The sequence below is a fragment of the Streptomyces sp. NPDC017095 genome (genome assembly GCF_044332325.1).
Classification (GTDB): domain Bacteria; phylum Actinomycetota; class Actinomycetes; order Streptomycetales; family Streptomycetaceae; genus Streptomyces.
Map to the genome: position 1 here is coordinate 161,819 of NZ_JBIROU010000008.1, position 26,029 is coordinate 187,847.

Below are 26,029 nucleotides of genomic sequence, written 5' to 3' on the forward strand. Positions count from 1 at the left end.
ACGCGGACCGGGCTCCCGGCCGGCGGTACGGCCCCTCGCCCACGACCCGGACCGCGCCCGTCCGCTCCGCCGGAACCGTCCCAACGCGGCCTCGACGCCCGGCTACACCGGCGCGGGTGCCTCCGCCCCGGAGGTGGGCCGGACGAGCGACCGCAGCTTCTCCCGTGTCTCCGGATCGGTCGAGTAGACGACCGTGCCGACCATGCCCCGGGTCAGCAGCACCTTGTACGTGTTGCGGACGAGCCGGTCGATCTCGCTGTCCGGGGTGGCCTTCGTGAAGACGGGGTCCTTGGACGCGGTGCGGTCCACGACCCAGCGGTCCGTACGCCACACCAGGTCGGGGCCGATGATCACGCCCGACCAGTCGTACTCGAAGCCCTGCGCGGTGTAGACGCAGCCGACCTGGCCGAATCCTTCCGGTTCCGTGGCCCACAGGGGCGCGGGCGGGGCCCCGAACACGGACCGGTCGCCGTACACGTTCCACGGCCGCGCCCAGTCGCCGATGACGACGTCGGCGGGGAGCGCGGTCATCTCCGGGGTGACCCTGGTCGTCCACTTCCAGCAGTAACCGGCCGACATCCGGGCGCTGTAGCCCTCCGCGCGCCTGGCGACGAGGAAGTCCTCCAGCTCCCGCGGGCTCTCGGCGGTCCGCAGTTCCAGCTTGCCGTCGGACTCCCACTGGCTGGGCGTGCCGCCCTCCAGGCCGAGCAGGTCGACGACCCACTTCTCGTACGCGTCGCTGCCGCCGCACCGGAACTGGCCGTCCAGTTCGACGACCGTGCAGTCCAGTCCCTGCGCGGCGGCGGCCCGCCGGATCTCCTCCTTGGTGCCCATCTCGCCGGGCCGCACCACCTGGTGCTGGTCCAGCAGGAACACCGGCACCCGGGCGGCATCGATGAGTTCCGAGACCTGCGGCCGGCCGGTACGCAGCTCGGCCTTGGTGTAGCGGTTGGCGGAGGTCTTCCGCAGCCGGTGCGCCTCGTCGCAGATCAGCACGTCGATGTCGTTCGGTTCGGCGTCCATGAAGCTGTTGAAGTACTTGAACAGCTGCTGCACTTCGCGTTTCTTGTGCCCGGCGACCCTGCGCATCGTCTTGGTGAACGACGCCGACCCGGTGGCGTGCAGCGCGGACACCCCGCGCCGGTACAGCTCGCCCAGCAGCGACATCGCGACGACGCTCTTGCCGGACCCGGGACCGCCGGTCACCACGACGACCTGCTTGTGGTTGCCGCGCCTGGCCTTGCGCACGGCGGACATCACCATCTCGTAGGCGACCCGCTGTTCGGCGAGAAGGACGAACTGCTCGCGGTCGCGGATCTCGGCCGCGGCGACGGCCATCAGTCGCTTGGACGGCCTGATCCTGGCCTCCGCCAGCATGTCGGCCGCCTCGGCACCGGGCTTGGCGGCGAGCCGGGAGCGCAGGAAGTCCAGGAAGGCACCGCGCTGGTCGCCCGTGTACATCCGGCCGTACTGGTCCTCCTTGACGCTCCGGAGCCCGGCGATACGGGACTCGGTCGCGTTGTGCAGGAAGGCCACACCGGCGAGGGACTCGGGCCTGCGCTCCAGGGCCGCGTTGAACGACAGCAGGTACTCGCAGTAGCCGCGGACCTGTTCGACCGGGTTGAGGACGGGCTGCGGATAGGCGTCGAGCCGGCACAGGAGAGGGTCGTCCTCGTCCGGGCGGGCCGCGCTCCACTGCTTCAACTCCACGACGACGTAAGACGGCTGCCCCGTGGCCGGGTGCACACCGGCGAGGACGGCGTCGGCGCGCTTGCTGGTGAGGGGCAGGCTGTACTCGATGACGACCTCGACCTCGTCGAGCCCGGCCTCCAGGAGGGCGTTGACCAGAGCGGGGAGGCTGCGCTCCCAGGACCGTATCTCCGCCTGTGCGGGCGTCCGGCCGTGCAGGTGGCGGAAGTTCTCGGTCAGGTGCAGCGCCAGCGACCCTTCGAGGATGCGGGCGGCCACGGACGCCGCGGACTCACGGAACAGCAAGGAAATGCCCCCAGGCAGCACGAAGAAGACTCGTGCGGGTGGGGGCATGTCCTCCGGTGTCCACCGCGCGCCGCCGCGAAGGCGGGTACGGGGCGGATCAGGAAGCCCGTCGGGCCGCTGAGATGTTCGGCCGACATTCTAGGTGAGCGGGGCGATCAAGAGGAGGCGGTTCCGCACGGACTCGGCCACGGCTGACGATGAGGGGGCGGACGACTTGGTGCTCCGGCGGGGCTCGGGTGGTTACGGTACGAGGACGACCTTGCCGACCACGGTGCCGGATTCCGCCAGGCGTACCGCTTCCGCGACCTCGGTGAGCGGGACGCGGGCGGCGACCTGTGGGGTCAGGCGGCCCTCGGCGAGGAGGGCGAAGACCCGGCCCAGGTCGGTGTGCAGCCTGGCGCGGAAGGTGTCGAGCCGGCGGTGTCCGGCCCAGATGTTGTAGAAGTGGGCGCCCTTGCCGTTGGGCAGCGCGTTCCACAGCGTCAGGCGGGTGAGCAGCTTCAGGACCGGCGCCTTGGAGGAGCCCTGCACGTCGCGGGTGGAGGCGGTGCCGTAGGAGACGAGGGTGCCCTTCGCGGCGAGCAGCCGGTAGGAGGAGACGATGCCCTCGCCGCCGACGTGGTCGAACACCGCGTCGTAGCCCTGCGGCGCATGTCCGCGCAAGGTGTCCGCCAGGTCGGGGGCGCGGTAGTCGACGGGCTCGGCGCCCAGTGCCCGGACGGCGTCGTGATGCCTGGCCGAGGCCGTGCCGACGACCCGGGCCCCGGCGATCCGGGCGAGCTGGACCAGGGTGGAGCCGACACCGCCGTTCGCGCCGTGCACCAGGACCGTCTGGCCGGCGCGGACCCTCGCCAGGCGGTGCAGCATCTGCCAGGCCGTGATCCCGTTGACCACGAACGTCTCCGCGTCGGCGGAATCGACGCCCTCGGGCACCTCGGTCAGGTCGCCGGCGTCGACGGTGACCTGGCTGGCCCAGCCTCCCGTCTTGGTCAGGACCGCGAAGCGCCGCCCCAGCAGCCCGTCGGGCACGCCCTCCCCCGTGTCCACGGCCCGTCCGACCAGGTCGTAACCGGGGACGAACGGGAAAGGCGGCTGGTCGTAGTACTTGCCGCGCCGCATCTGCTGCTCGGCGAAGGACACCCCGGCGGCCTCCATCGCCAGCACCACCTGTCCAGGGCCGGCCGGACGCGCGGGCCGGGACCGGAGCTGGATGCCGTCCGGCTCGACCACACCGGGCAGCACCGCTTCCGTGACGGTCGTCGGGCCGGCGGGCACGCGGGTGAAGGGGTTGTTCATGGCAGTCTCCTGGTTATGTGTGGTTGAACACTCACTTGCATGGGCGAAAAAACGGGCGACCGCCGGTACGCCGACACGGGGCCGCCCGCGGGGCGACTTCAGTAGTGCGTGATCCCCGCCGTCAGGGTGCGGGTCCAGGGCGCCGACACGGCGTCGGCGTCGATGGAGACCAGCAGATGACAGAGCATGCCGACGGCGAAGAACTGCTGGACCTGCTCCTCGGTGCCGCCCGAGGCACTGCGGACGTACTCGACCGTGCGGGCGTACCCGGCCCGTACCGCCTCCCTGATCGCCGGCTCGGAGACGGCGGCCGCCTGGGCGTGCAGTTGGACCAGCATGAGGTCGTTGTCGCTGATCAGACGGGCGTAGGCGTCACCCATCGACGCGAGGACCGCCTCGGGGGCGGCGCTCTCGGCATCCGCCGCACCGCCTTCGAGGGCGGCGCGGACCCGGACGAAACAGTGCTCGACGACCGCGGTGAACAGCGCCTCCTTGTTCGGGAAGAGGCGGTACACATAGGCCTGCGAGATGCCGGCGGCCTTGGCCACCTCCGTGGTGGTGGTGCCGAAGTACCCCCGGGCCGCGAACGCCCCGATGGCCGTGCGGAGCACCGTCTCCCGGCGTTCTTCGGCTGTGGACAGTTGGCGCCGTTCCGTCTTCATGTGAGTACTCAATCACTCACTCAGGCGATCCGTCAAGCAGGAGAGGAGAAGCACGCGTGATTGACGCGCGAGAGTGAGAGTGGTTGACTACTCACTTGTTGAAGCAGTGACTAGGCGGCCATCACATCGAAGCGTGCGAAATGTGAGTGAGCCACCACACTCTTATGTGTCCGGAACAACCCCCTCAACCAACTAACTTGGAGAACTCCCGTGTTCACCTTCGCCACCGCACTCCTCACCGCCCTCCCCCTGGCCCTCGGCACCGGAACCCCCGCGCCGGTCGGGATCGACGAGACGGCTCCGGTCATCACCCGGGACGACATCGTCATCGCCGCGCCGCTGAACCGTGTCTGGCACATCCAGACGGACGTCGAGAACTGGCCCGCCTGGCAGCCCGGGGTCAGCTCGTCGGTCAAGCGGACCCCGGGGCCGCTGCGCCCGGGTTCCTCCTGGGTATGGTCCACCGAGGGCCTGGAGAACATCACCTCGACGGTCAAGCAGGTAGAGCCGCGGCGCCGCATCGTCTGGGGCGGCCCGGCCCAGGGCATCACCGCCGTGCACGTCTGGACCTTCACCCAGGCCGGGGACGGTGTGCACGTCCACACCGAGGAGTCCTGGACCGGCGAGCCCGTCACCGCCGACACCGCCTACCTCCAGGCGGCACTGGACGCCTCACTGGACGGCTGGCTGCACCACCTCAAGCAGCGGGCCGAGCAGCAGCCCCGCCCCGAGAGCGACACCCGCCCCTGACCGGCCCCGACGACCCCGGCCGGCCGGCCCGCTCCCCCGACCACCCCGCTCGCCCAGAGGCAAACGCATCCGAACCCCAGAGGCGGACGCACCTCGGCCGAGGGGCTATCGCCGGCGGTCGGCGGCGGCCAGCATGCCGTACGTGGTCAGTCCGTAGCAAAGGTGCGGCACCACGTCCGAGGCCCAGTCCTTCGCCGACCAGCTCTTCGGGTCGCTGATGCCCAACCGCGCCATCGGCAGGTCGGTCGCCACCATGGCCAGGGCGCCGGTGACCACCCCGCCCAGCCACCACGGCGGCCGCAGACCCAGGCCGCGGGTGAGCGAGACGGCCACGCCGATGCCGCACCCGACGGCTATGCCCGACAGCGCGCCCAGCCCCGCCAGCCGGTTGTCCCGGGTCTCGCCCGTTCCGGGAACCGGATGCCCCGCGTCCTCGCTGATCTTGTCCACGGTCCGGGCCGGGGTCTGGCTGGAGGGTCTGCCCCGCAGCGCCATGTCGGCGTAGGTCACGGCGTTCAGTACCGTCGTTCCGGCGGCTCCCGCGGCGCCACCGCGCACTATGTTCTCCTTCATGTCCGGCCGGGTTTCCCCCGATCGGCAGCCGAATCAGGCGGACGGGTGCGGCTGTCGAGCGGCCGGAGGAGTCGGTTCCGCCGACCGCGTCCCGACGCGGCCCAGCGGCCCGGCCGCCCTGGCCTCAGCCACCGTGCGCCACCATGACCGACGGTTCGGTGGGCCGCCCGACCGGAAGAGCCACGCTCGGTGGCCCGCCCGACCGGGAGAAGCCGGCAGGCTCGCGTCGTAGCGGCGGGCCCCGGCCGCGCCACCTGTTCGCCGGGGCCGGACCGGTCAGCTCCGGGGTGCGGACGGTATCCGCTCCCGGTGCGCGGGCTCCTGGCCCGCCTTGTCGACGACGCCGAGTTCCAGTTCGGCCTCGCTGGACAGCAGCGTTCCGGTCTTCCCGTACGAGGTGTCCTTGGTCAGATAGCTGCGGGAGCCGAGGAAGGAGAAGTCCTCCGCGTCGAAGACCCACTCGGTCCGGACGCCGTAGCGCGTGTCGTCACGGGCGATGCCGAGGCCCCGGCGGCCGATCGCGTCGCGGGCCTGCGGGGCCGGGGTGACGCCGGGGATCCGCGCCGCGGCCTGGTAGAGGGCGGCGGCCGTGCGCGGCGGCATCATCCCGCCGAGCAGGGACCCGATCTGCTCGAAGACCGCCTGGTCGCGTCCGCGGCCCTCGGCGTGCGGCGTCCTGGCGTACAGGTAGGCCAGCAGTGCGTCGGGGTCGGTGGGCAGCGAGCCGAGCCAGCGGTAGGTGGGCCGGCCGAGGCCGGCCGGGGTGCCGTCGGTGTCACCGAAGTCGGCGTTGAGGGGGAAGGTCTCGCCGTCCTCCCGGATCAGTCCCAGCTTGTGCAGGGGTCCCGGCTGCTGCGCGATCCACGTCTCACGGTCCAGCAAGGGGCCGAGTACGGCTTTTCCGCTGGTGAGGTCGGCCCCGCGGGTCTTCTCCCGGGCGTAGACGAACTGGTCGTCCCGGACCGTGGGCGTGTCGCGCCGTGCCGCGGCGTCGGAGATGCGGCCCAGCAGCGCCGCCACGGGCCGCATGTCCGCGGCCGCGCGGTGCGGGGCGGTGCCGGCGGACTCGCCGTCGCCGCCGTTCAGGACGGCTCCCGCGGCCAGGGCACAGGCCAGGGTCAGCGCGGTCGCCGGTGCCAGGAGCGCGGGCCGCAGCAGCCGGCGGGCCGGACCCGTACGGATCGCCCGGGTCGCCCGGGTCGCCTGGTCTCGGTCGATGTGGTGCATCAGCAATTCCTTGCGCCGGAGGTGCTGCTCGTGCGGGAGGTCCCGGCCGGCCGGGGCCGGCAGCAGGCGCGCGAGTTCCTCGCGGTCGCCGTCGTGCTCCGGGGAAGTGCCGGTGGTGTGGTCGTTCATATGAGCTCCTCCCGTACGGGCAGGGCCGCGATCGCGGCCGCACTGGTCATCTCTCCGCGGCGGGCGGGTGGTTCCCGGCCTTCCTCCGCCAGGTGCGCCAGCTTCTTGCGGGCGCGCGACAGGCGGGAGCGCACCGTGCCGACGGCGATGCCCAGGGCCTCGGCCGTCTGCTGGTAGTCCAGGCCGGACCACACGCACAGGGCCAGCACCTCCCGCTCCTGGCGGCGCAGCCGGCCGAGGGCGGCCTGTACGGCGCGCAGGCGCCGTGCGTCGTCGATGCGTCCGACCGTCCGGGGCGCGAAGTCCTCCTCGGCGGGCGGCTGCGGCTGACGCGCCAGGAAGAGCTGGCGCCGGCGCAGCGCCCGGCGGGCGTTGTCCGCCTTGTGGGTGGCGATGCCCAGCAGCCAGGGCAGCAGGGAGCCGCCGTCCTCGTGCACCCGTGCGCGGGTCCGCCACGCGGTCAGGAACGTTTCGGACATGACTTCCTCGGCCGCCGACCAGTTGCCGGTCAGCCGCAGCGCGTGGTGGTACACGGCGCGGGCGAACTCCTCGTACAACTGGGCGAACGCCTCACGGTTCCCCTCGCGCACGCGACGGCGCACCTCGTTCTCTGAGTTCCTCACGCTCACTTCTCTCCACGGCACGCAAGGGGTTCCTGTGGCCTGCGTCACGCGGATCATGGCTGCGCCCGGCGGGGTACGGCCGGCCACGGCCCGGATACGGATGGCCGCGACCGCGATACGGCCGGTCGCGGCCGGGGTACGGCTGTCAGCGCGGAAGGCGTCAGCCGGCCGGTGTGCCGATCTGCCGGCGTTCGAGTACGGAGCGCAGCTCGGAGACCACGTGGACGACGGCCGCGCCGGCGGCACCGTCGAGCGTCTCGCCGATCAGCTCGGCCAGTCCGTCGCCGAAGGTCTGCTCGGCCGCGCCGAGGAGCCGCGCGCCGTCGTCGGTCAGGGCCAGCAGCGAGGACCGGCGGTCGGAGGGGTTCGGCTGCCGGACGAGCCAGCCCTGCTTCTCCAGACGGTCGACGCTCTTGCTGGCCGCGCCGACGCCGATGGCGAACCCGGCGGCGAGGTCCGCCACGCGGGACCCGGGATGGTCGCGCAGATGGCGCAGGGCCTCGAACTGTGACGTGACGATCCCGTGCCGTTCGCGCAGTCGGTCGTTGAGGGCGTTGTACAGACGCGTCTCGCAGCGGACCAGATCGGCGAAGAAGCCGACGAGGTCGATCACGCCACCAGAGTTCGCTTCCACAGAATTAGCTTCCACGGCATATAGTCTAGGCGAAGCCACCTACGGCAGGAGCATCGCATGAGCAAGGAACAACGGGCCCGGGTCGACGCGATGATGCGGCAGCCGCGACCCGAGGGCCCCCGGTCGGTCGAGGACCTGCGCGCCGGGTTCACGGCGCTGATGGCCCGGATGACGGTGCCCGGCGGCATCCGCACCGCACGGACGACGCTCGGTGGCCGGCCCGCCCTGCGCGTCGAACCGGACGGCGGGCCGCGCGCCGGGACGATCCTGTACTTCCACGGCGGCGGCTGGGTGTACGGCTCACCCGAGACGGCCCTGCCGCTGACGGGACACCTCGTGGCCGGGACCGGCTTCAGAGCCCTGTCGCCGGACTACCGGCTGGCCCCGGAGCACCCGTTCCCGGCCGCGATCGAGGACACCCTGAGCGCCTACCGCGTCCTCCTCGACAGCGGCACCGACCCCTCGGCCGTCGCGTTCGCCGGCGACTCCGCCGGCGGCGGCCTCGCCGTCACCACCTGTCTGGCCGCCCGTGACGCGGGCCTCCCGCTGCCCGCCGCCATCGTGGCGTTCTCCCCCGGCCTCGACGCCACCCGCTCGGGCGAGAGCATGAGCACCAAGGACGGCATCGATCCCGTCCTCACCCGGGCGGGCGTGGAACACACCGGGGCCATGTACCTCGCCGGGGCCGATCCCCGCCAGCCGCTGCTCAGTCCCGCCGTCCTCGCCGACCTCACCGGCTTCCCGCCGCTGCTGATCCAGGTGGGCACGAACGAGATCCTGCTGGACGACTCCACGCGCCTCGCCGCGCGTGCGCGGGCGGCCGGGGTGGACGTCATCCTGGACGTCACCGCCGACGTGCCGCACGTGTTCCAGGCGTTCACCGGCCTCCTGGACGAGGCGGAGGAGGCGCTGGACCGCGCGGTCCTCTTCCTCACCCAGCGTCTTGGCGCCGGCCGTACGACGCACACGTCGGCGGAGCGGGGACTCCCGCCACTGGCCGGTCCCGTCCGAGCGGGAGGGACCTCGCGGGCGGCCTCCGGGCAGCCCCTGGAACCGGCAGTCCGGGGCGCGGAACGGCCCGACGCTCCCCGCTGAAGCCGGCCCGGCGAAGGAGCGGGTCCGCAGCCGTCGAGCGGCGGACGGGCCGACGGGCCGGGCCGGTGCCGCGCCCACCCCGCCCGCCCTGCCCGCTCCGCCCGCTCAAGGCGTCCCGGACAGCCCGGTCTCATGCCGCCTCGGTTTGCTAACCTGCACCGATGGACGAGGTGTTGGACGAGGGTCCTTTCTTTCACGGCACGAAGGCCGATCTGCGCATCGGAGATCAGCTCACCGCCGGGTTCCGTTCCAACTACCGGCCCGAGATCGTGATGAACCACATCTACTTCACCGCGTTGCGCGACGGCGCGGGGCTCGCCGCCGAACTCGCCGCCGGTGACGGGGCCCCGCGCGTGTACGTCGTAGAACCGACCGGGGAGTTCGAGAACGATCCGAACGTCACCGACCGGAAGTTCCCCGGCAATCCCACCCGCTCCTATCGCAGCAGGGAACCGCTCCGGATCGTCGGCGAGGTCACCGACTGGACGCGACTGACGCCCGAAGCGCTCCAGATGTGGCGGGACCGGCTGGCCGCGATCCTTGTGGACGAGCGCGCCGAGATCATCAACTGAGGGACGTCCGGGGCGAGCTGCGTCATACGACGGGTGGGCGCGGGCCGGTTCACCGGCGGCCCCGGCCGCCACCGGCCGTGCCGGCACGGCTGTTTGTGGGGGGAACGCCAGGGCACAAGCGGGTTACGGACGGCCCCTTCTCGGTGGCACCGTCGCGTGTCCCCGGACCACCGCCCAGGTCGCCGGAGCCCCGCGCCCCCCGTCTTCCCGGCGGGCACGGGAGCCCGCCGACGGCTCGGAAGGCGTGCCGGTCCTCCGCACACCGGCCGAAGGTGAGAGCATCCGCGTCATGGACGACGGACACGGTGACAGGGCTCGATGGTGGGCGGCGCTGCGCCGGACCCCGGTGGCCGTCTGGAACGACGACATCACGGACTGGGCCGCCGCGCTGACCTATTACGCGGTCCTGGCCCTGTTCCCGCTGCTGCTGGTGATCGTCTCGATCCTGGGCCTGACCATGCCCACGGCCCAGCCGGAACTCATCGACCGCATAGCGCGGGCCACTCCGGTCGCGTCCCGCGCGCTGTTGCGCGACGCCCTGCGGCAGATGGCCGGGCAGTCGTCGGCGGCCTGGACACTGGTCTTCTTCGGAGGGGTGGGAGCCCTGTGGTCGGGATGCAGCTATCTGAGCGTCTTCCGCCGGGCGCTGCACGCCATGCACCAGGTCAGCGCGCACCGGCCGGTCTGGCGCACCGCTCCGCGCATCATCGCCACGGCCCTCGTCCTGATCTTCCTGCTGCTCACGTCGACCCTGGCGTTGTTCCTCACCGGGGGCCTGGCCCGGCGGCTGGGCCGGGCGCTGCAACTGGGTACCGGGCCGCAGGAGGTCTGGGACACCCTGCGCTGGCCGGTCGTGGCCGTGGTCGCCGTCATCCTGGTGCTCGTCCTGTACCGCTCGGGCCCGGCGTCCTCCCGCCCCGTCAAGAGGATGGCGGCCGGCGGCACACTGGCGGTGGCGCTCCTGCTGACCGCCTCACTCGGCTTCGCCCTCTACACCGCCCATGTCGGCACCTACCACCGTCTGTACGGTTCGCTGGCGGGCGTCGTGGTCTTCCTGGTGTGGCTGTGGCTGTCCAACCTGGCCCTGCTGGCCGGCGCCCAGTTCAACGCGGAGCTGATGAAGCCCGTGCGAGGAGAGCCCGTACGAGGAGAAGGCGCCGGCGCGCACGTGACCGTCGCCCGCCACGGTGAGCCGGGCTGACGGCACCGGACAGCCCACCGCCTGTACACCGGTGGGCTGTCCGGTGCCGTCAGCCCACCGGCGTAGTACAGACTGCTGCCGGGCCGGGGGCCGTCAGGAGGTGGCGAGCATGCCGTCGCGCAGGCGGGCCAGGAGGCGGGAGATCAGCCGGGAGACGTGCATCTGGGAGACCCCGAGCCGTTCGCCGATCTGGGCCTGCGTCAGTTCCTCCACGAACCGCCAGTGGATGATCCGGCGGTCACGTTCGTCCAGCGCGGCGATCATCGGGGCGAGGGCGTGGAAGTCCTCGACCAGGCCGAGGGCCGCGTCCTCGTCGCCGATGAAGTCCGCCAGCGCGGCCTCACCGTCCTCGCTGCCACTGATCGCCGCGTCCAGCGAGGCGGACTTGTAGCCGTTGGAGGCGAGCTGGGCCTCCACGACCTCGTCCTCCGGGAGGCACATCAGCTCGGACAGCTCTTTGGTCGACGGCGCCCGGCCCAGCCGACTGCGCAGTTCCTCGTTGGCGCGGGCGAGCTGGACGCGGGCTTCCTGGAGCCGGCGCGGGACGTGCACGGCCCAGGAGGTGTCCCGGAAGAACCGCTTGATCTCGCCCACGATGTAGGGCACGGCGAAGGAGGTGAACTCGACCTCGCGGGTCAGCTCGAACCGGTCGATGGCCTTGATGAGCCCGATCATGCCGACCTGGACGATGTCCTCCATCTCCTCGGGGCCGCGGCTGCGGAACCGGCCGGCCGCGTAGCGGACGAGGGACATGTTCATCTCGATCAGCGTGTTCCGGGCGTACTGGTACTCGGGCGTGCCCTCCTCCAGCACCGCGAGCTGGTCGAAGAACACCTTCGACAGCTCCCGCGCATCCTTCGGCGCGACCTTGGAAGGGTCGGCGATCTCCGGAACGTCCACCGTCTGTCCGGCGGTTCGCACGGTCGTCGTCATCATGGGTCCCTCTTCCCCGCTCGCTTCGTCGTCACCGGCCCATCGCCCGGCGAGGCGCGTCTACCCCGTTCTCCTCGTGGCATTCCTCCCTTTGCCGCCGGTTCCCTGCCGGGGCGTGGCTCAGGCGTCGATGATGACGGGGATGATGAGGGGCCGGCGGCGGTAGGTGCGGAACGCCCAGTTCGCCACGGCCCGGGAGATGAGCTGTTCGAGCTGGCGCGCGTCCCCGACGCCTTCCTCGGCCGCGGTGGCCAGGGTCTTCTCGATGACGGGGACGACCGGCTCGAAGGTGGTGTCGTCGTGGACGAAACCGCGGGCCAGGAAGTCCGGGGCCTCGGCCAGGGCACCGGTGTCCGCGTCGACGATCGCCACCACCGTGACCACGCCTTCGGCGGCCAGGGTGAGGCGGTCCTTGAGGGAGGCCTCGGTGGCGCCGCCGACTTCCATGCCGTCCACGTAGACGTTGCCGGCGGGGACCTTGCCGGTGATGGACGCGCGCCCGTCGACGAGATCGACGACGACACCGTCCTCCGCGATGACGACCCGGTCGGGATCGACGCCGGTACGGATGGCGAGGTCGCCGTTGGCCCGCAGGTGGCGCCATTCGCCGTGCACGGGCATGACGTTGCGGGGTTTGACGATGTTGTAGCAGTAGACGAGTTCGCCGGCGCTGGCGTGTCCGGAGACGTGCACCTTGGCGTTGCCCTTGTGGACCACGTGGGCGCCCCACCGGGTGAGTCCGTTGATCACCCGGTAGATGGCGTTCTCGTTGCCGGGGATGAGGGAGCTGGCGAGCAGGACGGTGTCGCCCTTGCCGATGCGGATCATGTGGTCGCGGTTGGCCATCCGGGACAGCGCGGCCATCGGTTCGCCCTGGGAGCCGGTGCACACCAGAGTGATCTTGTGGTCGGGGAGCTTCTCCAGCTCCCGCGTGCTCACCACCAGACCGGACGGCACCTTCAGGTACCCCAGGTCACGGGCGATGCCCATGTTGCGCACCATCGACCGGCCGACGAAGGCGACCTTGCGGCCGTGCTGGTGGGCGGCGTCCAGGACCTGCTGGATGCGGTGCACGTGGCTGGCGAAGCTGGAGACGATGACCCGTCGCGGTGCCGTGCGCATCACCTGCTCGATCGCCGGGTTCAGCTCCCGCTCGGAGGTGGTGAAGCCGGGCACCTCGGCATTGGTGGAGTCGGTGAGGAACAGGTCCACACCCTCCTCGCCGAGGCGGGCGAAGGCGCGCAGATCGGTGATGCGGTCGTCGAGCGGGAACTGGTCCATCTTGAAGTCGCCGGTGTGCAGCACCATCCCGGCGCCGGTGCGGATCGCGACCGCGAGGCTGTCCGGGATGGAGTGGTTGACCGCCACGAACTCGCAGTCGAACGGCCCGAAGCCGCGCCGGTCGCCCTCCCGCACCCGCACCGTGCGCGGCCGGATGCCGTGTTCCTTGAGCTTGGCCTCCAGGAACGCGAGCGTCAGCTTGGAGCCGACGACGGGAATGTCGGACCGCTCGCGCAGCAGGTACGGCACGCCGCCGATGTGGTCCTCGTGGCCGTGGGTGAGGACCACGGCCACGATGTCGTCCAGCCGGTCCCGGATCGAGGTGAAGTCCGGCAGGATCACGTCGACGCCGGGCTGGGTCTCCTCGGGGAAGAGGACACCGCAGTCGACGATGAGCAGCTTGCCGGCGTACTCGAAGACGGTCATGTTGCGGCCGATCTCACCCAGGCCGCCCAGGCCGATGACCCGCAGCCCTCCTTCGGGAAGGGGTGGTGCGGCTTTCAGCTCGGGGTGCGGATGACTCATACGGTGAACGGTACCCGCACAGCGGCGCGGGATGATCCACTGTCTGTGCGATTGTCTGTGCGATCTGCGTGGCGAGAGGGTGAGGGGACGGCGCGGAATCACCGCCGGGTGCCGGGCGGCGCCAGGAAACCCGTCCGCCTGAACGCGTGCAGATAGGCGTCGAGCAGGCCGGCGTCGACGGGCGGGCAGACGAGTCCGCTGCCGGCGAGTGCCGCGTCGGCGTGGTGCCGGCCGAAGGCGGGGAAGACCCCGTCGGCGTACATCTGTTCGACGGACATTCCGCTGTCACCGGCCGGTTCGGCGAACATGGCCACGTACGGGGCCATCGGGTGGTCGGGCCGGCGGGCCGTCAGGTCCGCGAGCATCTTCGTCCAGGCGTCGTAGGACAGCGTCCGGACCGGGTAGCCCAGGGCCACCAGGCGTTCCACCAGCAGGGGCAGGCGGGCGTCACGGGGGTTGGCGAGGTGGTAGACGCGTCCGTCGGGTTCCTGGTGGGTGATGATGTGGGTGATCGCGTCCGCCGTGTAGTCCACCGGCACCAGGTCCAGCGGCAGGTCCAGGTCCGGGGCGAGACCCGTCTCCGCGATGGTGCGGAAGAGGGCGCACATCAGGGTGCCGGTGTTCCACACTCCGCGGTCCGTGGTGCCGGCCACCTCGTGCGGCCGGTGGATGGCCACGGGCAGGCCGCGCCGTCCGGCCTCGGCGACGAGGCGTTCGGCGACCCACTTGGTCTCCGGGTAGCCCAGGGCCAGCCGGCCGGCGTGGTCGAGGGGCGTGTCCTCGTCGACGTGTCCGACGCCGGCGACACCGAAGCCGGCGAGCACGGCGAGCGTCGAGATGTAGTGGACCGGCTTGGTGACGTGCTCGCCCGCCAGCTTCAGCACGGTGCGGGTGCCGTCGACGTTCACCGGCGCGAGCGCCCGGTAGGGATAGGCGAAGTTGACCCGCGCACCGCAGTGCACGACGAGATCGGTGTCGCGGGCCAGGCGGTCCCAGTCACGTGCGCTCAGGCCGAACCGGTGCTGCGCCAGCTCCCCGGGGACGGGTACGACGCGGTCCATGAGCGGCTCCGGGTCCACGCCGTAGCGGCGCATCCGGGCGGCCAGGCGTCCGAGGGCCCCGGCCGGATCGCCGGCGCGGATCAGACAGTGCACCCGTTCCACGCCGTGGCGGAGCAGCCGGTCGGTGAGGTGGACGCCCAGGAAGCCGGTGGCGCCGGTCAGCAGCACCTGTCGAGGTGCGCGACGGTTGCCGGTGGTGGGGGCGGTGTAGCGGAACTCCGGGCCGAGGCGGCTCTCGGCGGTGAAGTCGACCCCCGTGTCCTCGGGGACCTCGCGTCCCGCCAGGAGTTCCGTCACCAGCGCGGCGAAGTCCCGCAGGGTGGGGTCGGCGACCAGGCAGCGGATCATGGCGCGTCCGGAACCGCCGGGCAGCGCGAGCCGTTCCCGTGCCGCGGCGGTGATCTGGGTGGCGCGCAGGGACGTGCCGCCGAGCGCGGAGAACCGCGCGTCGCGGCCGGCCCCGTCCACCCGCAGGACCTCGCGCCACACTCCCGCGAGCACCTCCTCCACCTCCCCCCGGGAGGCGTCGTCCGCGCCGTCCGCCGAAGTCGCGGGCGGCGTCGGGGCGGCCAGCGCCCGGCGGTCGACCTTGCCGCCGGAGGTGAGCGGGAGGCTGTCCACCAGGGTGACGCGGCCGGGCACCATGTAGCTGGGCAGCCGGTCGCGTACGTGCTCGTGCAGCCGGGTCACGAGGTCGCCGTGCCGCCCCCCGGAGTCCGCCACGACAGCGGCGACCAGACGCTGTCCGGCCCCCTCTCCGACGACGTCGGCCGCCGCCTGGCGTACCCGGGGGTGCGACGACAGCACCGCCTCCACCTCGTCCAGTTCGACGCGGTAGCCGCGGAGCTTGACCTGGCGGTCGCGGCGCCCGAGGAACTCCAGCACCCCGTCCGCGCGCCAGCGCGCCAGATCGCCGGTGCGGTACAGCAGTCCGCGCACCGGTCCGGGACTCCACCGGTCCGGCATGAAGTGCTCGGCCGTCCTGCGCGGGTCGTCGAGGTACCCGAGTGCGACCCCTTCCCCGCCGACCCACAGTTCGCCCGTCTCCTGCGGGGCGGCGATCGTGCCGTCCTCGCGCACCACATAGGCGGTCGAGCCCGCGACCGGCGTCCCGATGGGCACCCGCTCGGCGCCTGCGGGAAGGCCGTCCACGCGGTACACGGTGGACAGGGAGGAGTTCTCGGTGGGGCCGTAGCCGTTGAGGAGGGCTCCGGGCCGGCCCCGCTCCAGCACCGTGCGCACCGCCCGGGTACCGAGCACGTCGCCGCCCGCGACGAGGAGGCGCAGACCGGCGAACATCCGCGGCGCGACCAGCGCGTGCTGGTGGAACAGGCCGGCGCTCAGCCACATCACGCTGACCCGCCGGGCGCGCAGCACGTCCTCCAGCGCCTGGCTGTCCAGCAGGTCCGCGTCCTGCGCGAGCAGCAGGCAGGCTCCGTTCCCGAGGGTGGAGAAGATCTCGAAGCAGGAGACGTCGAAGGTCGGGTTCGTGGTGGCGAGCACGCGGTCGCCGGACCGGATGCGCAGTTCCCCCGGCCCGCGGGCCAGCCGGGTCTGGCCTCGGTGCGGGCACACCACGCCCTTGGGGGCGCCGGTCGACCCGGACGTGTAGATGACGTAGGCCGCCTGGTCCGCGTCACGCTCGCGCCACCACCGCGGATCGGCTTCGGCGGGAGCCGTGAACAGTTCGTCCGCGCGGACGGCCGTCGTCGGCTCCGGTACGTCCAGGGGCTCGTCCGCCGCGTGGACCGCCAGCCGCGCCCCGGCGTCCCGCAGGATGCGGTGCAGCCGATCGGCGGGCTGGTCCGGGTCGAGCGGCAGATAGACGCCGCCCGCGTGCAGCACGGCCAGGATGGCGGCCACCGCCTCCGGGGACCTGCGCATCACCACGGCCACCACGTCCCCGGCGCCGGCTCCGCGGACCCGCAGTCCGGTGGCGCCGCGCCGCACGCGCCTGTCCAGCTCCCCGTACGTCCAGGTCCCGCCGTCCCACTCGACGGCCGGGGCGTCAGGCCGGGCACGGACCTGTTCGGTGAAGAGGTGCGGGATGGTGACGTCGCCGGGACAGGTGGCGGCCACCTGGTTCCAGTCGCGGGCGTGCTGGGGCAGGGCGGCGGGAGCGGGAGCGGGGGTGTTCCGTGTCGTCACGACGGCTCCTTGATCGGTACGGGGGCGGGGCGGGTGCCGCCCCGCGCCGCCTTGGCCGGGAAGGCGACGCGGGGAAGCGGGGGAAGCGCGGGCCGGGTGCCGGCGGAGGGGACCCCTAGGGGGCTCGCCTCTCGGCCACGACGCTGTGCACGGACGCCTCCCGGCGCAGCAGGGCGACGGCGAGGGCCGTGGCCATGTCCCTGATCGCCTCGAGCGGCGGGCTCGCCCCCTGGGGGAAGTGCACGTCGATGTTGCTCTTCAGTTCCAGGACCCAGCGGGCCGCGTCCTGAGGGGAGGGAAGCATGCGTTCGTCCCGGATCAGGAACCCGGCGTCCCGCAGGACACCAGTGAGATATGCCAGTGTCTTGCGGTGTTCCAGGGCGAGGTGGTCCGCGTCGTGGGCCGGTGGCGGCGCGGCGGCCAGGAACTCCTCGCTGTAGACCGTCTCCGAGACGACCAGCAGCCCTCCGGGCCGCATGCGCCGGGCCAGTGCCGCGGCCGCGCTCTCGTACACCTCCGGCGGGAAATGCGTGATGGCGCCCCGGGCCACCACCAGATCGTAGGGCTGGTCGCGGTCGGGCAGCTCGGCGATGTCGGCGGCGTCGCAGAGGTAGAAGCGGACGCGGTCCGTGCCGCCCGTCTGCCCGGCGCAGTAGGCGAGTTGCTCGGCACTGATGTTGATCCCGTCCAGCCGCGGGCAGTCCGGGAAGACGTCCGCCAGGTGGAGCAGCGTCGCGCCCCAGCCGCAGCCCACGTCCAGGATCCGCCGGGGAGCGGGCTGCCCGGACAGGAAGCCGGCGGCTACGGCGAGTTGCCGCTCCAGGTAGCGGTGTCCGGCCTCGTCCAGGGACACGGGGCGGGGCGAGTCCGGATGGTCGAAGACGCCCCACTGGAAGTGCAACCGCTCGCCGAGGACCTTCCGCCAGTCACCGGGGGCGTCCTCGTAGGCCCGGACGACGTGCTCGCGGAAGGGGTCGGAGTGGTGGCTGGGGAGCACCTCGTAGGCCGGACCGCTGACACCGTTCATCGTGTTCGCTCCCTTCGGGCGGGGGGTGTGGGGTTCGGCCGGCCGGCTCACCACGCGGCGCCGGCCGGCTTCTCGTCGGCGGTGGCCCGCCACACCTCCAGCAGGGAGCCCGCGACACGGCGGCCGTGGAACAGCGCCTCCTGCGGGTCGTCGCCGCGGTCGAGACCGTCCTGGACGACGGCCAGGGCGAGTTCGTTCAGCGCGTCGTCGCCCGGGTCGTCGTAGTAGTCGAGGAACGGCCGCGGGACCGGGGCGTCCGCGTCGCGCAGCCGCCGTGCGACCGCGGTGGCGCCGGCGTAGTAGACCTGCATGTCGGTGTGGGTCGCCAGGGCCGCCGCCGCCTGGCTCGCGCACATCGCGGTCCAGGAGACGGTGCCGTGGAAGGAGTAGGCGCCGAAGTCCGTCGAACGGCGGTCCAGGTCGGCCCCGTTCATACCGAGGGCGTCGGCGACGCGCAGCAGTTTGGGGGTCGCCTCGTGGACGATGCGCCCCAGGGTCACCCAGAGTTCGGCGGCGGGCGCGGCGGGGAACCGGGTCAGCAGCGTGCCGTACGCGACGAGTTCGACCGCGTGGGCCTGGTACTCCAGCGCGACCAGGCGGCGCAGTGGTGCGAGGGCGCCGGGTCCCGTCAGGGGTGCCAGCGTGAGCGGGCTCCCGGGTTCCGTTCCGGCGACGGCCCGGCGGACGCCGTCGGCCAGGGACTTGGCGTCGTCGTAACCATGCGAGGTCATGTGAGGCCCTTCTTGTCGTGTCTTGCCGTGTTTTGCCGTGTCTTGCCGTGTCGCGTCGCGTCGTAGCCGCGCAGGCCGGCCGGCACTGCGCAGAGCGCGGGTGAGGGGACGGGCGGGCGATCAAGGGGCGGGAGTTCCGCCCGGGTCCGGTGGCGGGAGGTAGCCGGTCGCCCGGAGGCGCCCGAGGTAGAGGTCGATCAGCCGGTCGTCCACCGGCGGGCACGCCGGACCGGCGGTGGCCGGCGGGTGGCCGGCGCCGGTGCGGCCGGGGTGGGGGCGGGCGGTGAAGTACGCCTGCGCGAGGGTGGTGCCGGTGTCCGGCAGGGGCGCGGTGAACAGCGGGAGGTAGGGGGCCATCGGGTGCCGGGGGTCGGCCTTCGTCGCCCGGCCGACCGCCTCCGCCCACTCCGGGTACGGGACGGTGCGCACGTCATAGCGCATGGCTCGCAACCGGTCCACCAGGAGCGGCAGTTGGCCCGCGCGGGGATTGGCGATGTGGTGGAGCCGGCCGTCGGGCCCGGCGTCGGTGATCGTGCGGACGATCCGCTCGGCCGTGTAGTCCACGGGTACGAGGTCGAGCGCCAGGGGTGTGCGGGGGGCCGTGCCGGACTCCGCGATCGTGCGGAACAGCGCGCACATCAGGGTGTCGGTGTTCCATACCCCGCGGTCGCGCGTGCCGGCGATCTGTGCGGGACAGTGGACGGTGCCGGGGAGACCTTGCCGTACGGCGTCGCGGACCAGTTCCTCGGCGACCCACTTGGTCTGCAGGTAGCCGAGCGGGAGCGGACCGGGACGGCTCTGCGGTGCGCGCCCCGTGGTGCGGCGGACCCCGGCGGGCCCGGAACCGGCGTCGGTCCCCAGGGCGGAGATGTGGTGCACGGGCTTGAGCCGGTCCGCGGTGGCCAGCTCGATGACCGTGCGGGTGCCGCCGACGTTGACCGGCGCCAGTGCCTCGTAGGGGTAGGCGAGGTTGACGAGTGCGCCGCAGTGCACGATGAGGTCGCATCCTGCCGCCAGCCGGTCCCAGGCGGTCTTGTCGAGTCCGAACCGTTCGGCTGCCAGGTCTCCCGGGATCACGGTCACCCGGTCGTCCGGACCTCGTGGGTCGACTCCGAACCGCCGCATGCGGGCCGCGACGCGTGCGGCGCCGCGTGCCGCGTCCGGGGTGCGGGTGAGGCAGTACACGCGTTCCGCGCCGGCCCGGAGGAGGCGGTCGACGAGGTGGACGCCGAGGAAGCCGCCGGCCCCGGTGACGAAGACCCGGCCCAAGGCGCCCGCCCGCGGTCGCGGACCGGCGAACGACGGTGTCCACCGCAGTCGCGCCTCGGCACGCGGATCCGGCGTCCCGCCCGGGGCGGGCGCCGCGCCTCGCGCGGCGAGAGCGCGGATCCGCTCGGTGAAGGCCGCGAGCGTCCGGGCGCCGAGCAGTTCGCGGACGAGCGCGCTGCCGTGCTCCGGGCCGAGGCCGAAACCGTGCCGGACGGCCGTGGCGGCCTGCGCGGCCGTCAGCGAGGTGCCTCCGAGGACGAAGAAGTCGTCGTCCCGCGCCACGGCGTCCGCGCCGAGGAGGTCGCACCAGATCCGTGCGACGGTGGTCTCGTCCGCGCCTTCCGGGGCGCGGCGCCCGGGGGATGCGTCCTCGGACCGGTCCAGCCGGGCCAGGAGACGGGCACGGTCCGCCTTGCCGCTCGTCGTCAAGGGGAGTTCGGAGACGCAGACGACTCTGCTGGGCACCATGTGCGCCGGAAGGCGGTCCCGGACGTGGTCGGACAGGCGGGTGACGAGTGTGGCGGCGTCCGTGCGGGGCGAGCGGACCACGACCGCGCCGAGGTGCTTCCCCGGCCCTTCGCCCAGCACGCCGACGGCGACCTCGCGCACCCCGGGATGGCTGGACAGGACGGCCTCGACCTCGTCCAGCTCCACCCTGAAGCCGCGCAGTTTCACCTGCCGGTCCCTGCGGCCCAGGAACTCCAGTACGCCGTCGGCACGTCGCCGTACCATGTCGCCCGTCCGGTAGAGCCGGGCTTGCGTGTCGTCGCCGAAGGGGTCGGGGAGGAAGCGCTCCGCGGTCCGCTGCGGATCGTTGAGGTAGCCGAGCGCCACGCCGTCCCCGCCCAGCCAGAGTTCCCCCTCCTCTCCCGCCCCGGCGGGGGTGCCGTCCGGGCGGAGCACGTGGACGGTGGTGGCGGGGACCGGTGTGCCGATGGGGACGAGTTCGGCGTGCTCGGGCAGCTCGCGCACCACGTGGGAGGTGCTGATGACGGTGTTCTCCGTCGGCCCGTAGCCGTTGACCAGGGTGCCCGGCGGGCCCTGGGCCAGCACGGCGCGGACGGCGCCGGGACCGACCGAGTCGCCCCCCACCATCAGGCAGCGCAGGCCGGCGAACATGTGGGGTGCCGCCTGCGCGTGCACGTGGAACAGTCCCGCGCTCAGCCACAGGGTGGTGATGCGGTGCTGCCGGAGGCGCCGGGCCAGCGTCCCGGTGTCGAGCAGGTCCTCCGGTTCCGGCAGGACCAGGCAGGCTCCGTTGAGCAGGGTGCAGAAGATCTCGTAGCAGGAGACGTCGAACGTCGGGTTCGCCGTGGCGAGCAGGCGGTCGCCGGGCCGCGGGACCGCCGGGTGGTCCGCGGTGACGAAGCGGACCAGGCCCCGGTGGGAGCACAGCACTCCCTTGGGCGTGCCCGTCGAGCCGGACGTGTAGACGAGGTACGCGGCGTCGGTCGCCGTGCGCCCCGCGGACCGCGGGCGTTCCCGCCGTAGGACCTCGCAGTCCTCCAGGTCGGCCTTCCCGTCTCCCAGGTCGGCCTTCCCGTCTTCCAAGTCGGCCTTCCCGTCTCCCAGGTCGTCGGTGGTGACGCGGAGGAGGGGCGGCAGGGAGGGGTGGGCGGGGGTGTCCGGTGCGGTCACGAGGCAGGCGGGCGAGGCGTCCCCGAGCATCGTGGCGAGCCGCCGGGCGGGGGTGCGGGGATCGAGCGGGAGGTAGACGGCGCCCGCCTCCAGGACGGCGAGCGCGGTCACCACCCACTGCGGGGAGGATTCCAGCAGCACGGCCACGATGTCGCCGGCGGCCACGCCTCGGGCCCGCAGGCCCGCCGCGGCGCACCGCACCCGGTCGTGCAGTTCCCGGAACGTCCAGTGGCCGTCGCTCCACACCAGCGCGGCACGGTCCGGTGACCGCACGGCCTGTGCGGTGAAGAGGTCGGGAAGGAGGGCGTCGCGCGGGTAGTCGGTGCCCGTGTCCGCGGGTGTCTCGCCGCGGCCGGGCGGCCGGGGTGCCGTAGACGGCATGACCGGTCCTTTCGTGCGGAACCTGCTCGGTGTCGGGAAGGGGGGCCGCGGTCAGCCGGTGAGGACGACCTTCCCGTCGCGCCCGGACCGCCGCGCGTCCTCGACGGCGGCGGGGAAGTCGGCGAGGTCGTGGCGGGCCGCGACGTCCAGGCCGGGCAGACCGCGGGCGAGGGCGTCCCCGACCTCCCGGGTGAGACGGCCGAGTGCCTGCTCGTCCAGGCGGTCCACACTCGTGGGCAGCCAGAAGCCGCGCACGCGCACCTGGTGGAAGACGAGGTCGTCGGGGCTCACCGGGAGCGGGTCGCCGGACAGCATGCCGTAGGAGACGAACCGGCCTCCCGGGCGGAGACAGCGCAGCGCGGCGCCGCCCAGGTCCCCGCCCACCGCGTCCAGTACGGCGTCCACCCGCTGCCGCCCGGCGACGTCCGCCACCGCGGCGGCCAGTGCGCCGGCGGAGCCGGTCAGCACCGGTTCCGCGCCCGAACGCGCCAGCTCCCGCGCCTGTCCGGGGCGTCTGACGACGGGCAGGCAACGGATTCCGCGCTCACGGGCCAGGTGGATCATCATGCGGCTCACGGCCGACCCGCCCGCGGTGAGGAGCAGGAGGTCACCCGGGCCGAGGGCCACCTCGCGGACCAGCAGCACGGCGGTGAACGGGTTCACCGTGAACTGGCAGGCGGCCTCCGTGGGAAGGCCGTCCGCGACCGGCACCACGGCGTCGGCCGGGACACAGACGTGCTCCTGCCACGTCCCGGTGGCGGAGACGGCCACGCGCGTGCCGGGCGCCGGACCCGTGGTGCCCGGTCCGAGGGCGTCCACGGTGCCCGCCCCCTCGAAGCCGGCGACCGCCCAGCCGCCACCCCCGGCACCGGCGTCCGTCCGCACGGTGAAAGCGGCCTCGCGGCCGTACGCGCCCTGGACGAACAAGAGGTCCGACGGATTGACGGGGCGTGCGGCCAGACGCACCCGCACCTGACCCGGGCCGGGCTCGGGACGCGGCAGCCGTACGAGGCGGAGCACGCGAGCGGGATCGCCGTACCCCTGGAAGACCAGCGCGCGCACGGTCAGTCCCTGCCGGCGCTCAGACAGCGGCCCATGGCCTGGCTGAGCGAGCCGACCGTCTCACGGCCGCTGTGCACCACCTTGTTCACGAGTACGTGGGTGGCGTCGCCGTCCCGCAACGCGTCGGCCAGTTGCTCCGCCGAGCCCGCGCCGCCGGAGGCGACGACCGGGAGCCGGGAGGCGCGGGATGCGGCCCGGGTCAGGTCCAGGTCGTAGCCGATGCCCGTGCCCTCGCGGTCCACGTTGTTGGCGAGCAGCGCCCGGACGCGCAGGTCCCCGAACCGCCGGGCCACCTCCAGGGCGTCCAGCGCCGTACGGGTCGCGCCGCCGTCGACCAGGGTGTGCCACCCCTGTTGCCGGTCGCCCGAGCAGTTGACGACGCCGAGCAGCCGTGCGGCACCGAGCAGCCGGACCGCCTCGGCGACGCGGTCGGGCTGCCGGACCATGCTCGTGCTGACCGACAGCGCGTCGGCGCCCGCGGACAGCACCTCCGTACAGGTCTCGGCCGGGGGCAGCACGCCGTGCTGGACGGAGACGAGCAGGTCCAGGCCGGTCTTCTTCAGTTCGCGCAACAGGTCGGACAGGTAACCGGCCTCGGGCCAGGGGTCGACGACGTCCAGGAACAGTTGCCCGGCGCCGTCCTGTGCGTAGCCGGCGGCGATGCCGGCCACGTCGAGGGGGTCGGCCAGGCCGGGGATCCCGGACGGACTGGTCGCCACCCCCTCGCGCACGTCGATGCAGGGAATCACCCGCCGGGCCGGGGACATGCCGGTGGTGGTGTCGTGTCGCATGGGTCATCCGCCTTGGAGGTAGTGCCGCAGCCGCCGGACGCGTGCGCTGCGGGGTGCGAGGTGGTGTGCCACGGCCAGAGCCGACGTCATGGCCGCTTCCTGTGTCTCCACTGGTGTCGCGCAGTGCCCGAGGAAGAAGAGGCGCTGCCCCTCCCTGACCGCGCCCAGCGTCTGCCGCGCGAGGCTCGCCCGCGGGGTGGGCAGCGTGGCCCGGAACGAGGAGCGGGCCAGTTCCGCGCGGGGCCGCCCGGAGCGGTGGTCGAGCTGGCTGACGAACAGGTCGAGGCCGAGCGAGGGTCCGTACCAGGTCGTCGTCTCGCTCCGGTTCCCGTCCAGGGTGGTGTTGGCGGTGGACCACAGGCTCCGGTCCCCGGGCATCCCGTAGGGGTCCCGGTGCAGTACGTAGGTCACGTCCCGGTACTCGACGGCCGCCAGAGCGGCTCGCCAGGCGTCCGCTCCGGCCAGCCCGCCGATCACCGCCCCGGCGCGGTCCGCCGGGAGGGCCAGGGCGACCGCGTCCACCCGGTCGACGGCGCCGGTGTCCTGCACGAGCGCGAAACCGTCCGCTGCCCGGCGCACGGCGCGCAGGCCGGTGCCCAGCCGCACGGTGGCCGAGCGCGCGCCGGCGGCGAGTCTCTGGACGAGAGCGCCGGTGCCCGACCGGAGGTAGGTCGTGCGGGCGGTCCGGTCCGGCCGGGTGAACGTCGCGCCGACCGCCCGCGCCGACAGGCCGCGCGCCTCCCCCAGCGTGACGCCGTGGAGGGAAGCCGGCAGCGCGCACAGCAGGCGCTCCGCCGGGGACGGTTGCAGGTCCCACGCGTCGAGGACGTCACCGAGCGTGACCTCCCAGGACAGCCCCTCGGTCGCCCACCGGGACGACTCCTCGGCGAACCGGACCACGGCCTCGTGCACGGGGCCTTCGGCCGTGACCTGCCGTGCGGCGCCGGCGGGCGCCGCGGGGGAGACGTGCCGTGCCGGGCCGGCGGGCTCCGCGGGGGAGGCGCACAGAGCGGCGCCTCCCTGGTGCTCGAACACCGTGCGGGAGGCGGTGACAGGTACGAGGTCCTCCCCCGGCAGTCCGGCCATGGCCGCGATGTGCCGCCAGACCGGGGAGACCTCGGCCGGTGTCTCCCTGACACCGAGGTCTACGACATGAGTGCGGCCGTCGGCCGTCGTCAGGACGGAGTCGGCGTTGCCGCCGAGCCGCGGGCGTTCCTCCAGGAGCAGCACCTCGTGGCTCCCGTCGAGCAGCCAGGCCAGCGTCAGGCCGGCGATACCGCCGCCGGCTATGCCCAGGCGCACGGTCGCGTCACCTCAGCCGGTCGCGCGGGTCCGCGCCCGGACGGACGGCACCGGGCCCCGGACCGAGCGCGCGGAGGGCGAATTCCGGCCCGGCGAACGCGTCATCCGCCGCGTGATCCGGGAAACGGGCGGGGAGTACGGGACGGAAAACGGTCTGACGTGTGGTCAACCGGGCGACAGCACACGCGGGGTCGCTATTCAATGACCTCTCCTTTGCGATAACCGAGGCACGTGGAGACGTGTGCCCTGGCCCGGAACGCGAAAACGATCCGCATGCCGGTACCTTCGATACGGCACCCTGCCCTTTGGTACCCGTCGGCTGGAAGCAGGCGACACATTCCGAGGATTCGTCAAGCCGACGGATCGGGGCACGAGTGCGCAGGCGGGACGCGAGTGCGGCACGGCGGAGAAACCGACGGGATCCCGGGCGGGCGCCACCGTCGAAAAGAAGGGAACAATAGCCATGCCGCCACCAGCCCTGCCCCGGACCTTCCGCACCCGTCCCCCGTCACAGCCTCCATGCCGAGGAGCTGCACCGTGCCCAGCGAGGAAGAAGCCTGCCGTCAGGAGATCGCCCGCAGCCTGCGGCAACTGCTCACGGATCTCGACATGATCACCCGCCTTCTGCGCACACTGGTGGACGCCCAGCAGTTCCCGTCCGGTCCGCCGGACCACTCGGTGACGGTGCGCGAGGTCCGGGCTCACACCGCGGAAACGGCGGGGGCTCCGCTCGGGGAAAGAGCGAAGTCGCTCACGGATCGGGAGAACGAAGTATTCCGGTTACTGCTGACCGGAATGACGAACCGGCAGATAGGACGCAGCCTCGGCATAGCCGAGCGCACCGTCAAGAACAACCTGCACTCGATCTACCGCAAACTAGGAGTGGCGGGCCGTACGGAAGCGGTATCGAAATACCTCGGCTCGTCCGGCCGACCGGGCACAGGTTCCGCGGAGGCGAGCCACGGGTGAACGTCTTTGGATCACGCGAGGGCGCGGACGGGCCCTATTCGTTTACCGGGGTGGTGAAATCTTTTCCACGGCGCCCTCACGTGGAATGCAGGCGCTTGTTTCGCCGGCGCGGCACGCGCACGTGCCCTGGACGAGAGTCGTCCAGGGCACGTGA

21 protein-coding genes are annotated in these 26,029 nt (G+C 72.8%); 5 read left to right on the forward strand and 16 right to left on the reverse strand.

Annotated features, from left to right (window positions below; translation table 11 throughout):
- Window positions 1-102: 102 nt before the first annotated feature.
- From ACH4OA_RS17815 to ACH4OA_RS17825, 3 genes are all read right to left on the reverse strand, one after another.
- Window positions 103-1,995: a DNA/RNA helicase domain-containing protein gene (locus tag ACH4OA_RS17815; RefSeq protein ID WP_397969685.1), complete on the reverse strand. Its 1,893-nt coding sequence runs from the start codon at window positions 1,993-1,995 to the stop codon at window positions 103-105.
- 240 nt (window positions 1,996-2,235) lie between these two features.
- Window positions 2,236-3,291 carry a medium chain dehydrogenase/reductase family protein gene (locus tag ACH4OA_RS17820; RefSeq protein WP_397946296.1) on the reverse strand — a complete coding sequence of 352 codons (1,056 nt, stop codon included), beginning with the start codon at window positions 3,289-3,291 and terminating at the stop codon, window positions 2,236-2,238.
- A gap of 98 nt (window positions 3,292-3,389) precedes the next feature.
- Entirely contained in the window at window positions 3,390-3,953 is a 564-nt protein-coding gene (locus ACH4OA_RS17825) for a TetR/AcrR family transcriptional regulator (protein ID WP_397939087.1), read from the reverse strand.
- A gap of 210 nt (window positions 3,954-4,163) precedes the next feature.
- Here ACH4OA_RS17825 and ACH4OA_RS17830 point away from each other — a divergent pair, with 210 nt between their 5' ends.
- A complete protein-coding gene (locus ACH4OA_RS17830) occupies window positions 4,164-4,703 on the forward strand; it encodes an SRPBCC family protein (RefSeq protein WP_397969687.1) in 540 nt (179 codons plus the stop codon).
- A gap of 105 nt (window positions 4,704-4,808) precedes the next feature.
- Here ACH4OA_RS17830 and ACH4OA_RS17835 read toward each other — a convergent pair whose 3' ends face one another.
- From ACH4OA_RS17835 to ACH4OA_RS17850, 4 genes are all read right to left on the reverse strand, one after another.
- Window positions 4,809-5,276, reverse strand: coding sequence for a hypothetical protein (locus ACH4OA_RS17835; RefSeq protein WP_397939083.1), 468 nt, complete (start codon window positions 5,274-5,276; stop codon window positions 4,809-4,811).
- Window positions 5,277-5,552: 276 nt separating this feature from the next.
- The gene (locus ACH4OA_RS17840) at window positions 5,553-6,632 is read right to left on the reverse strand and encodes a CU044_5270 family protein (protein ID WP_397969688.1); all 1,080 of its coding nucleotides are present in this window, start codon (window positions 6,630-6,632) and stop codon (window positions 5,553-5,555) included.
- Entirely contained in the window at window positions 6,629-7,234 is a 606-nt protein-coding gene (locus tag ACH4OA_RS17845; protein WP_397969833.1) for an RNA polymerase sigma factor, read from the reverse strand. Before ACH4OA_RS17845 ends, ACH4OA_RS17840 begins: the two co-directional genes overlap by 4 nt.
- A 181-nt stretch (window positions 7,235-7,415) precedes the next feature.
- Window positions 7,416-7,868 carry a MarR family winged helix-turn-helix transcriptional regulator gene (locus tag ACH4OA_RS17850; RefSeq protein WP_397969690.1) on the reverse strand — a complete coding sequence of 151 codons (453 nt, stop codon included), beginning with the start codon at window positions 7,866-7,868 and terminating at the stop codon, window positions 7,416-7,418.
- Between the two features lie 78 nt (window positions 7,869-7,946).
- On the opposite strand from ACH4OA_RS17850, the gene ACH4OA_RS17855 reads away from it, so the two are divergent.
- From ACH4OA_RS17855 to ACH4OA_RS17865, 3 genes are all read left to right on the forward strand, one after another.
- Window positions 7,947-8,984, forward strand: coding sequence for an alpha/beta hydrolase (locus ACH4OA_RS17855; protein ID WP_397969692.1), 1,038 nt, complete (start codon window positions 7,947-7,949; stop codon window positions 8,982-8,984).
- 161 nt (window positions 8,985-9,145) lie between these two features.
- Window positions 9,146-9,556 (forward strand): NAD(+)--rifampin ADP-ribosyltransferase, encoded by a 411-nt coding sequence (arr, locus tag ACH4OA_RS17860; protein WP_397939076.1) that lies wholly within the window; start codon window positions 9,146-9,148, stop codon window positions 9,554-9,556.
- A gap of 289 nt (window positions 9,557-9,845) precedes the next feature.
- The gene (locus tag ACH4OA_RS17865; RefSeq protein ID WP_397939074.1) at window positions 9,846-10,757 is read left to right on the forward strand and encodes a YihY/virulence factor BrkB family protein; all 912 of its coding nucleotides are present in this window, start codon (window positions 9,846-9,848) and stop codon (window positions 10,755-10,757) included.
- Between the two features lie 93 nt (window positions 10,758-10,850).
- Here the strand turns inward: ACH4OA_RS17865 and ACH4OA_RS17870 are convergent, their stop codons facing one another.
- From ACH4OA_RS17870 to ACH4OA_RS17910, 9 genes are all read right to left on the reverse strand, one after another.
- A complete protein-coding gene (locus ACH4OA_RS17870; protein WP_397939072.1) occupies window positions 10,851-11,693 on the reverse strand; it encodes an RNA polymerase sigma factor SigF in 843 nt (280 codons plus the stop codon).
- Between the two features lie 117 nt (window positions 11,694-11,810).
- The gene (locus ACH4OA_RS17875) at window positions 11,811-13,496 is read right to left on the reverse strand and encodes a ribonuclease J (protein ID WP_365872747.1); all 1,686 of its coding nucleotides are present in this window, start codon (window positions 13,494-13,496) and stop codon (window positions 11,811-11,813) included.
- A gap of 98 nt (window positions 13,497-13,594) precedes the next feature.
- Complete coding sequence (locus tag ACH4OA_RS17880; RefSeq protein ID WP_397969693.1) at window positions 13,595-16,705, reverse strand: amino acid adenylation domain-containing protein; 3,111 nt, start codon at window positions 16,703-16,705, stop codon at window positions 13,595-13,597.
- 115 nt (window positions 16,706-16,820) lie between these two features.
- Window positions 16,821-17,732 (reverse strand): SAM-dependent methyltransferase, encoded by a 912-nt coding sequence (locus ACH4OA_RS17885; RefSeq protein WP_397969695.1) that lies wholly within the window; start codon window positions 17,730-17,732, stop codon window positions 16,821-16,823.
- A gap of 47 nt (window positions 17,733-17,779) precedes the next feature.
- Window positions 17,780-18,463: a hypothetical protein gene (locus tag ACH4OA_RS17890; RefSeq protein ID WP_397946289.1), complete on the reverse strand. Its 684-nt coding sequence runs from the start codon at window positions 18,461-18,463 to the stop codon at window positions 17,780-17,782.
- Window positions 18,464-18,583: 120 nt separating this feature from the next.
- Window positions 18,584-21,751, reverse strand: coding sequence for an amino acid adenylation domain-containing protein (locus ACH4OA_RS17895; protein WP_397969696.1), 3,168 nt, complete (start codon window positions 21,749-21,751; stop codon window positions 18,584-18,586).
- 51 nt (window positions 21,752-21,802) lie between these two features.
- On the reverse strand, window positions 21,803-22,813 hold the full coding sequence (locus tag ACH4OA_RS17900; protein WP_397939063.1) for a zinc-dependent alcohol dehydrogenase family protein: 1,011 nt from the start codon (window positions 22,811-22,813) through the stop codon (window positions 21,803-21,805).
- A gap of 2 nt (window positions 22,814-22,815) precedes the next feature.
- Complete coding sequence (locus tag ACH4OA_RS17905; protein WP_397969697.1) at window positions 22,816-23,604, reverse strand: HisA/HisF-related TIM barrel protein; 789 nt, start codon at window positions 23,602-23,604, stop codon at window positions 22,816-22,818.
- A gap of 3 nt (window positions 23,605-23,607) precedes the next feature.
- Window positions 23,608-24,906, reverse strand: a complete 1,299-nt coding sequence (locus ACH4OA_RS17910) for an FAD-dependent oxidoreductase (RefSeq protein WP_397969699.1) — start codon at window positions 24,904-24,906, stop codon at window positions 23,608-23,610.
- Window positions 24,907-25,443: 537 nt separating this feature from the next.
- On the opposite strand from ACH4OA_RS17910, the gene ACH4OA_RS17915 reads away from it, so the two are divergent.
- Window positions 25,444-25,875: a LuxR C-terminal-related transcriptional regulator gene (locus ACH4OA_RS17915; protein WP_397969701.1), complete on the forward strand. Its 432-nt coding sequence runs from the start codon at window positions 25,444-25,446 to the stop codon at window positions 25,873-25,875.
- Window positions 25,876-26,029: the final 154 nt, after the last annotated feature.

Coding starts and splice junctions, on each gene's coding strand:
- ACH4OA_RS17820 (WP_397946296.1), bottom strand. CDS start 3,291: ATGAACAACCCCTTCACCCGCGTGCCCGCCGGCCCGACGACCGTCACG.
- ACH4OA_RS17825 (WP_397939087.1), bottom strand. CDS start 3,953: ATGAAGACGGAACGGCGCCAACTGTCCACAGCCGAAGAACGCCGGGAG.
- ACH4OA_RS17835 (WP_397939083.1), bottom strand. CDS start 5,276: ATGAAGGAGAACATAGTGCGCGGTGGCGCCGCGGGAGCCGCCGGAACG.
- ACH4OA_RS17840 (WP_397969688.1), bottom strand. CDS start 6,632: ATGAACGACCACACCACCGGCACTTCCCCGGAGCACGACGGCGACCGC.
- ACH4OA_RS17855 (WP_397969692.1), top strand. CDS start 7,947: ATGAGCAAGGAACAACGGGCCCGGGTCGACGCGATGATGCGGCAGCCG.
- arr (WP_397939076.1), top strand. CDS start 9,146: ATGGACGAGGTGTTGGACGAGGGTCCTTTCTTTCACGGCACGAAGGCC.
- ACH4OA_RS17865 (WP_397939074.1), top strand. CDS start 9,846: ATGGACGACGGACACGGTGACAGGGCTCGATGGTGGGCGGCGCTGCGC.
- ACH4OA_RS17870 (WP_397939072.1), bottom strand. CDS start 11,693: ATGATGACGACGACCGTGCGAACCGCCGGACAGACGGTGGACGTTCCG.
- ACH4OA_RS17875 (WP_365872747.1), bottom strand. CDS start 13,496: ATGAGTCATCCGCACCCCGAGCTGAAAGCCGCACCACCCCTTCCCGAA.
- ACH4OA_RS17885 (WP_397969695.1), bottom strand. CDS start 17,732: ATGAACGGTGTCAGCGGTCCGGCCTACGAGGTGCTCCCCAGCCACCAC.
- ACH4OA_RS17890 (WP_397946289.1), bottom strand. CDS start 18,463: ATGACCTCGCATGGTTACGACGACGCCAAGTCCCTGGCCGACGGCGTC.
- ACH4OA_RS17895 (WP_397969696.1), bottom strand. CDS start 21,751: ATGCCGTCTACGGCACCCCGGCCGCCCGGCCGCGGCGAGACACCCGCG.
- ACH4OA_RS17905 (WP_397969697.1), bottom strand. CDS start 23,604: ATGCGACACGACACCACCACCGGCATGTCCCCGGCCCGGCGGGTGATT.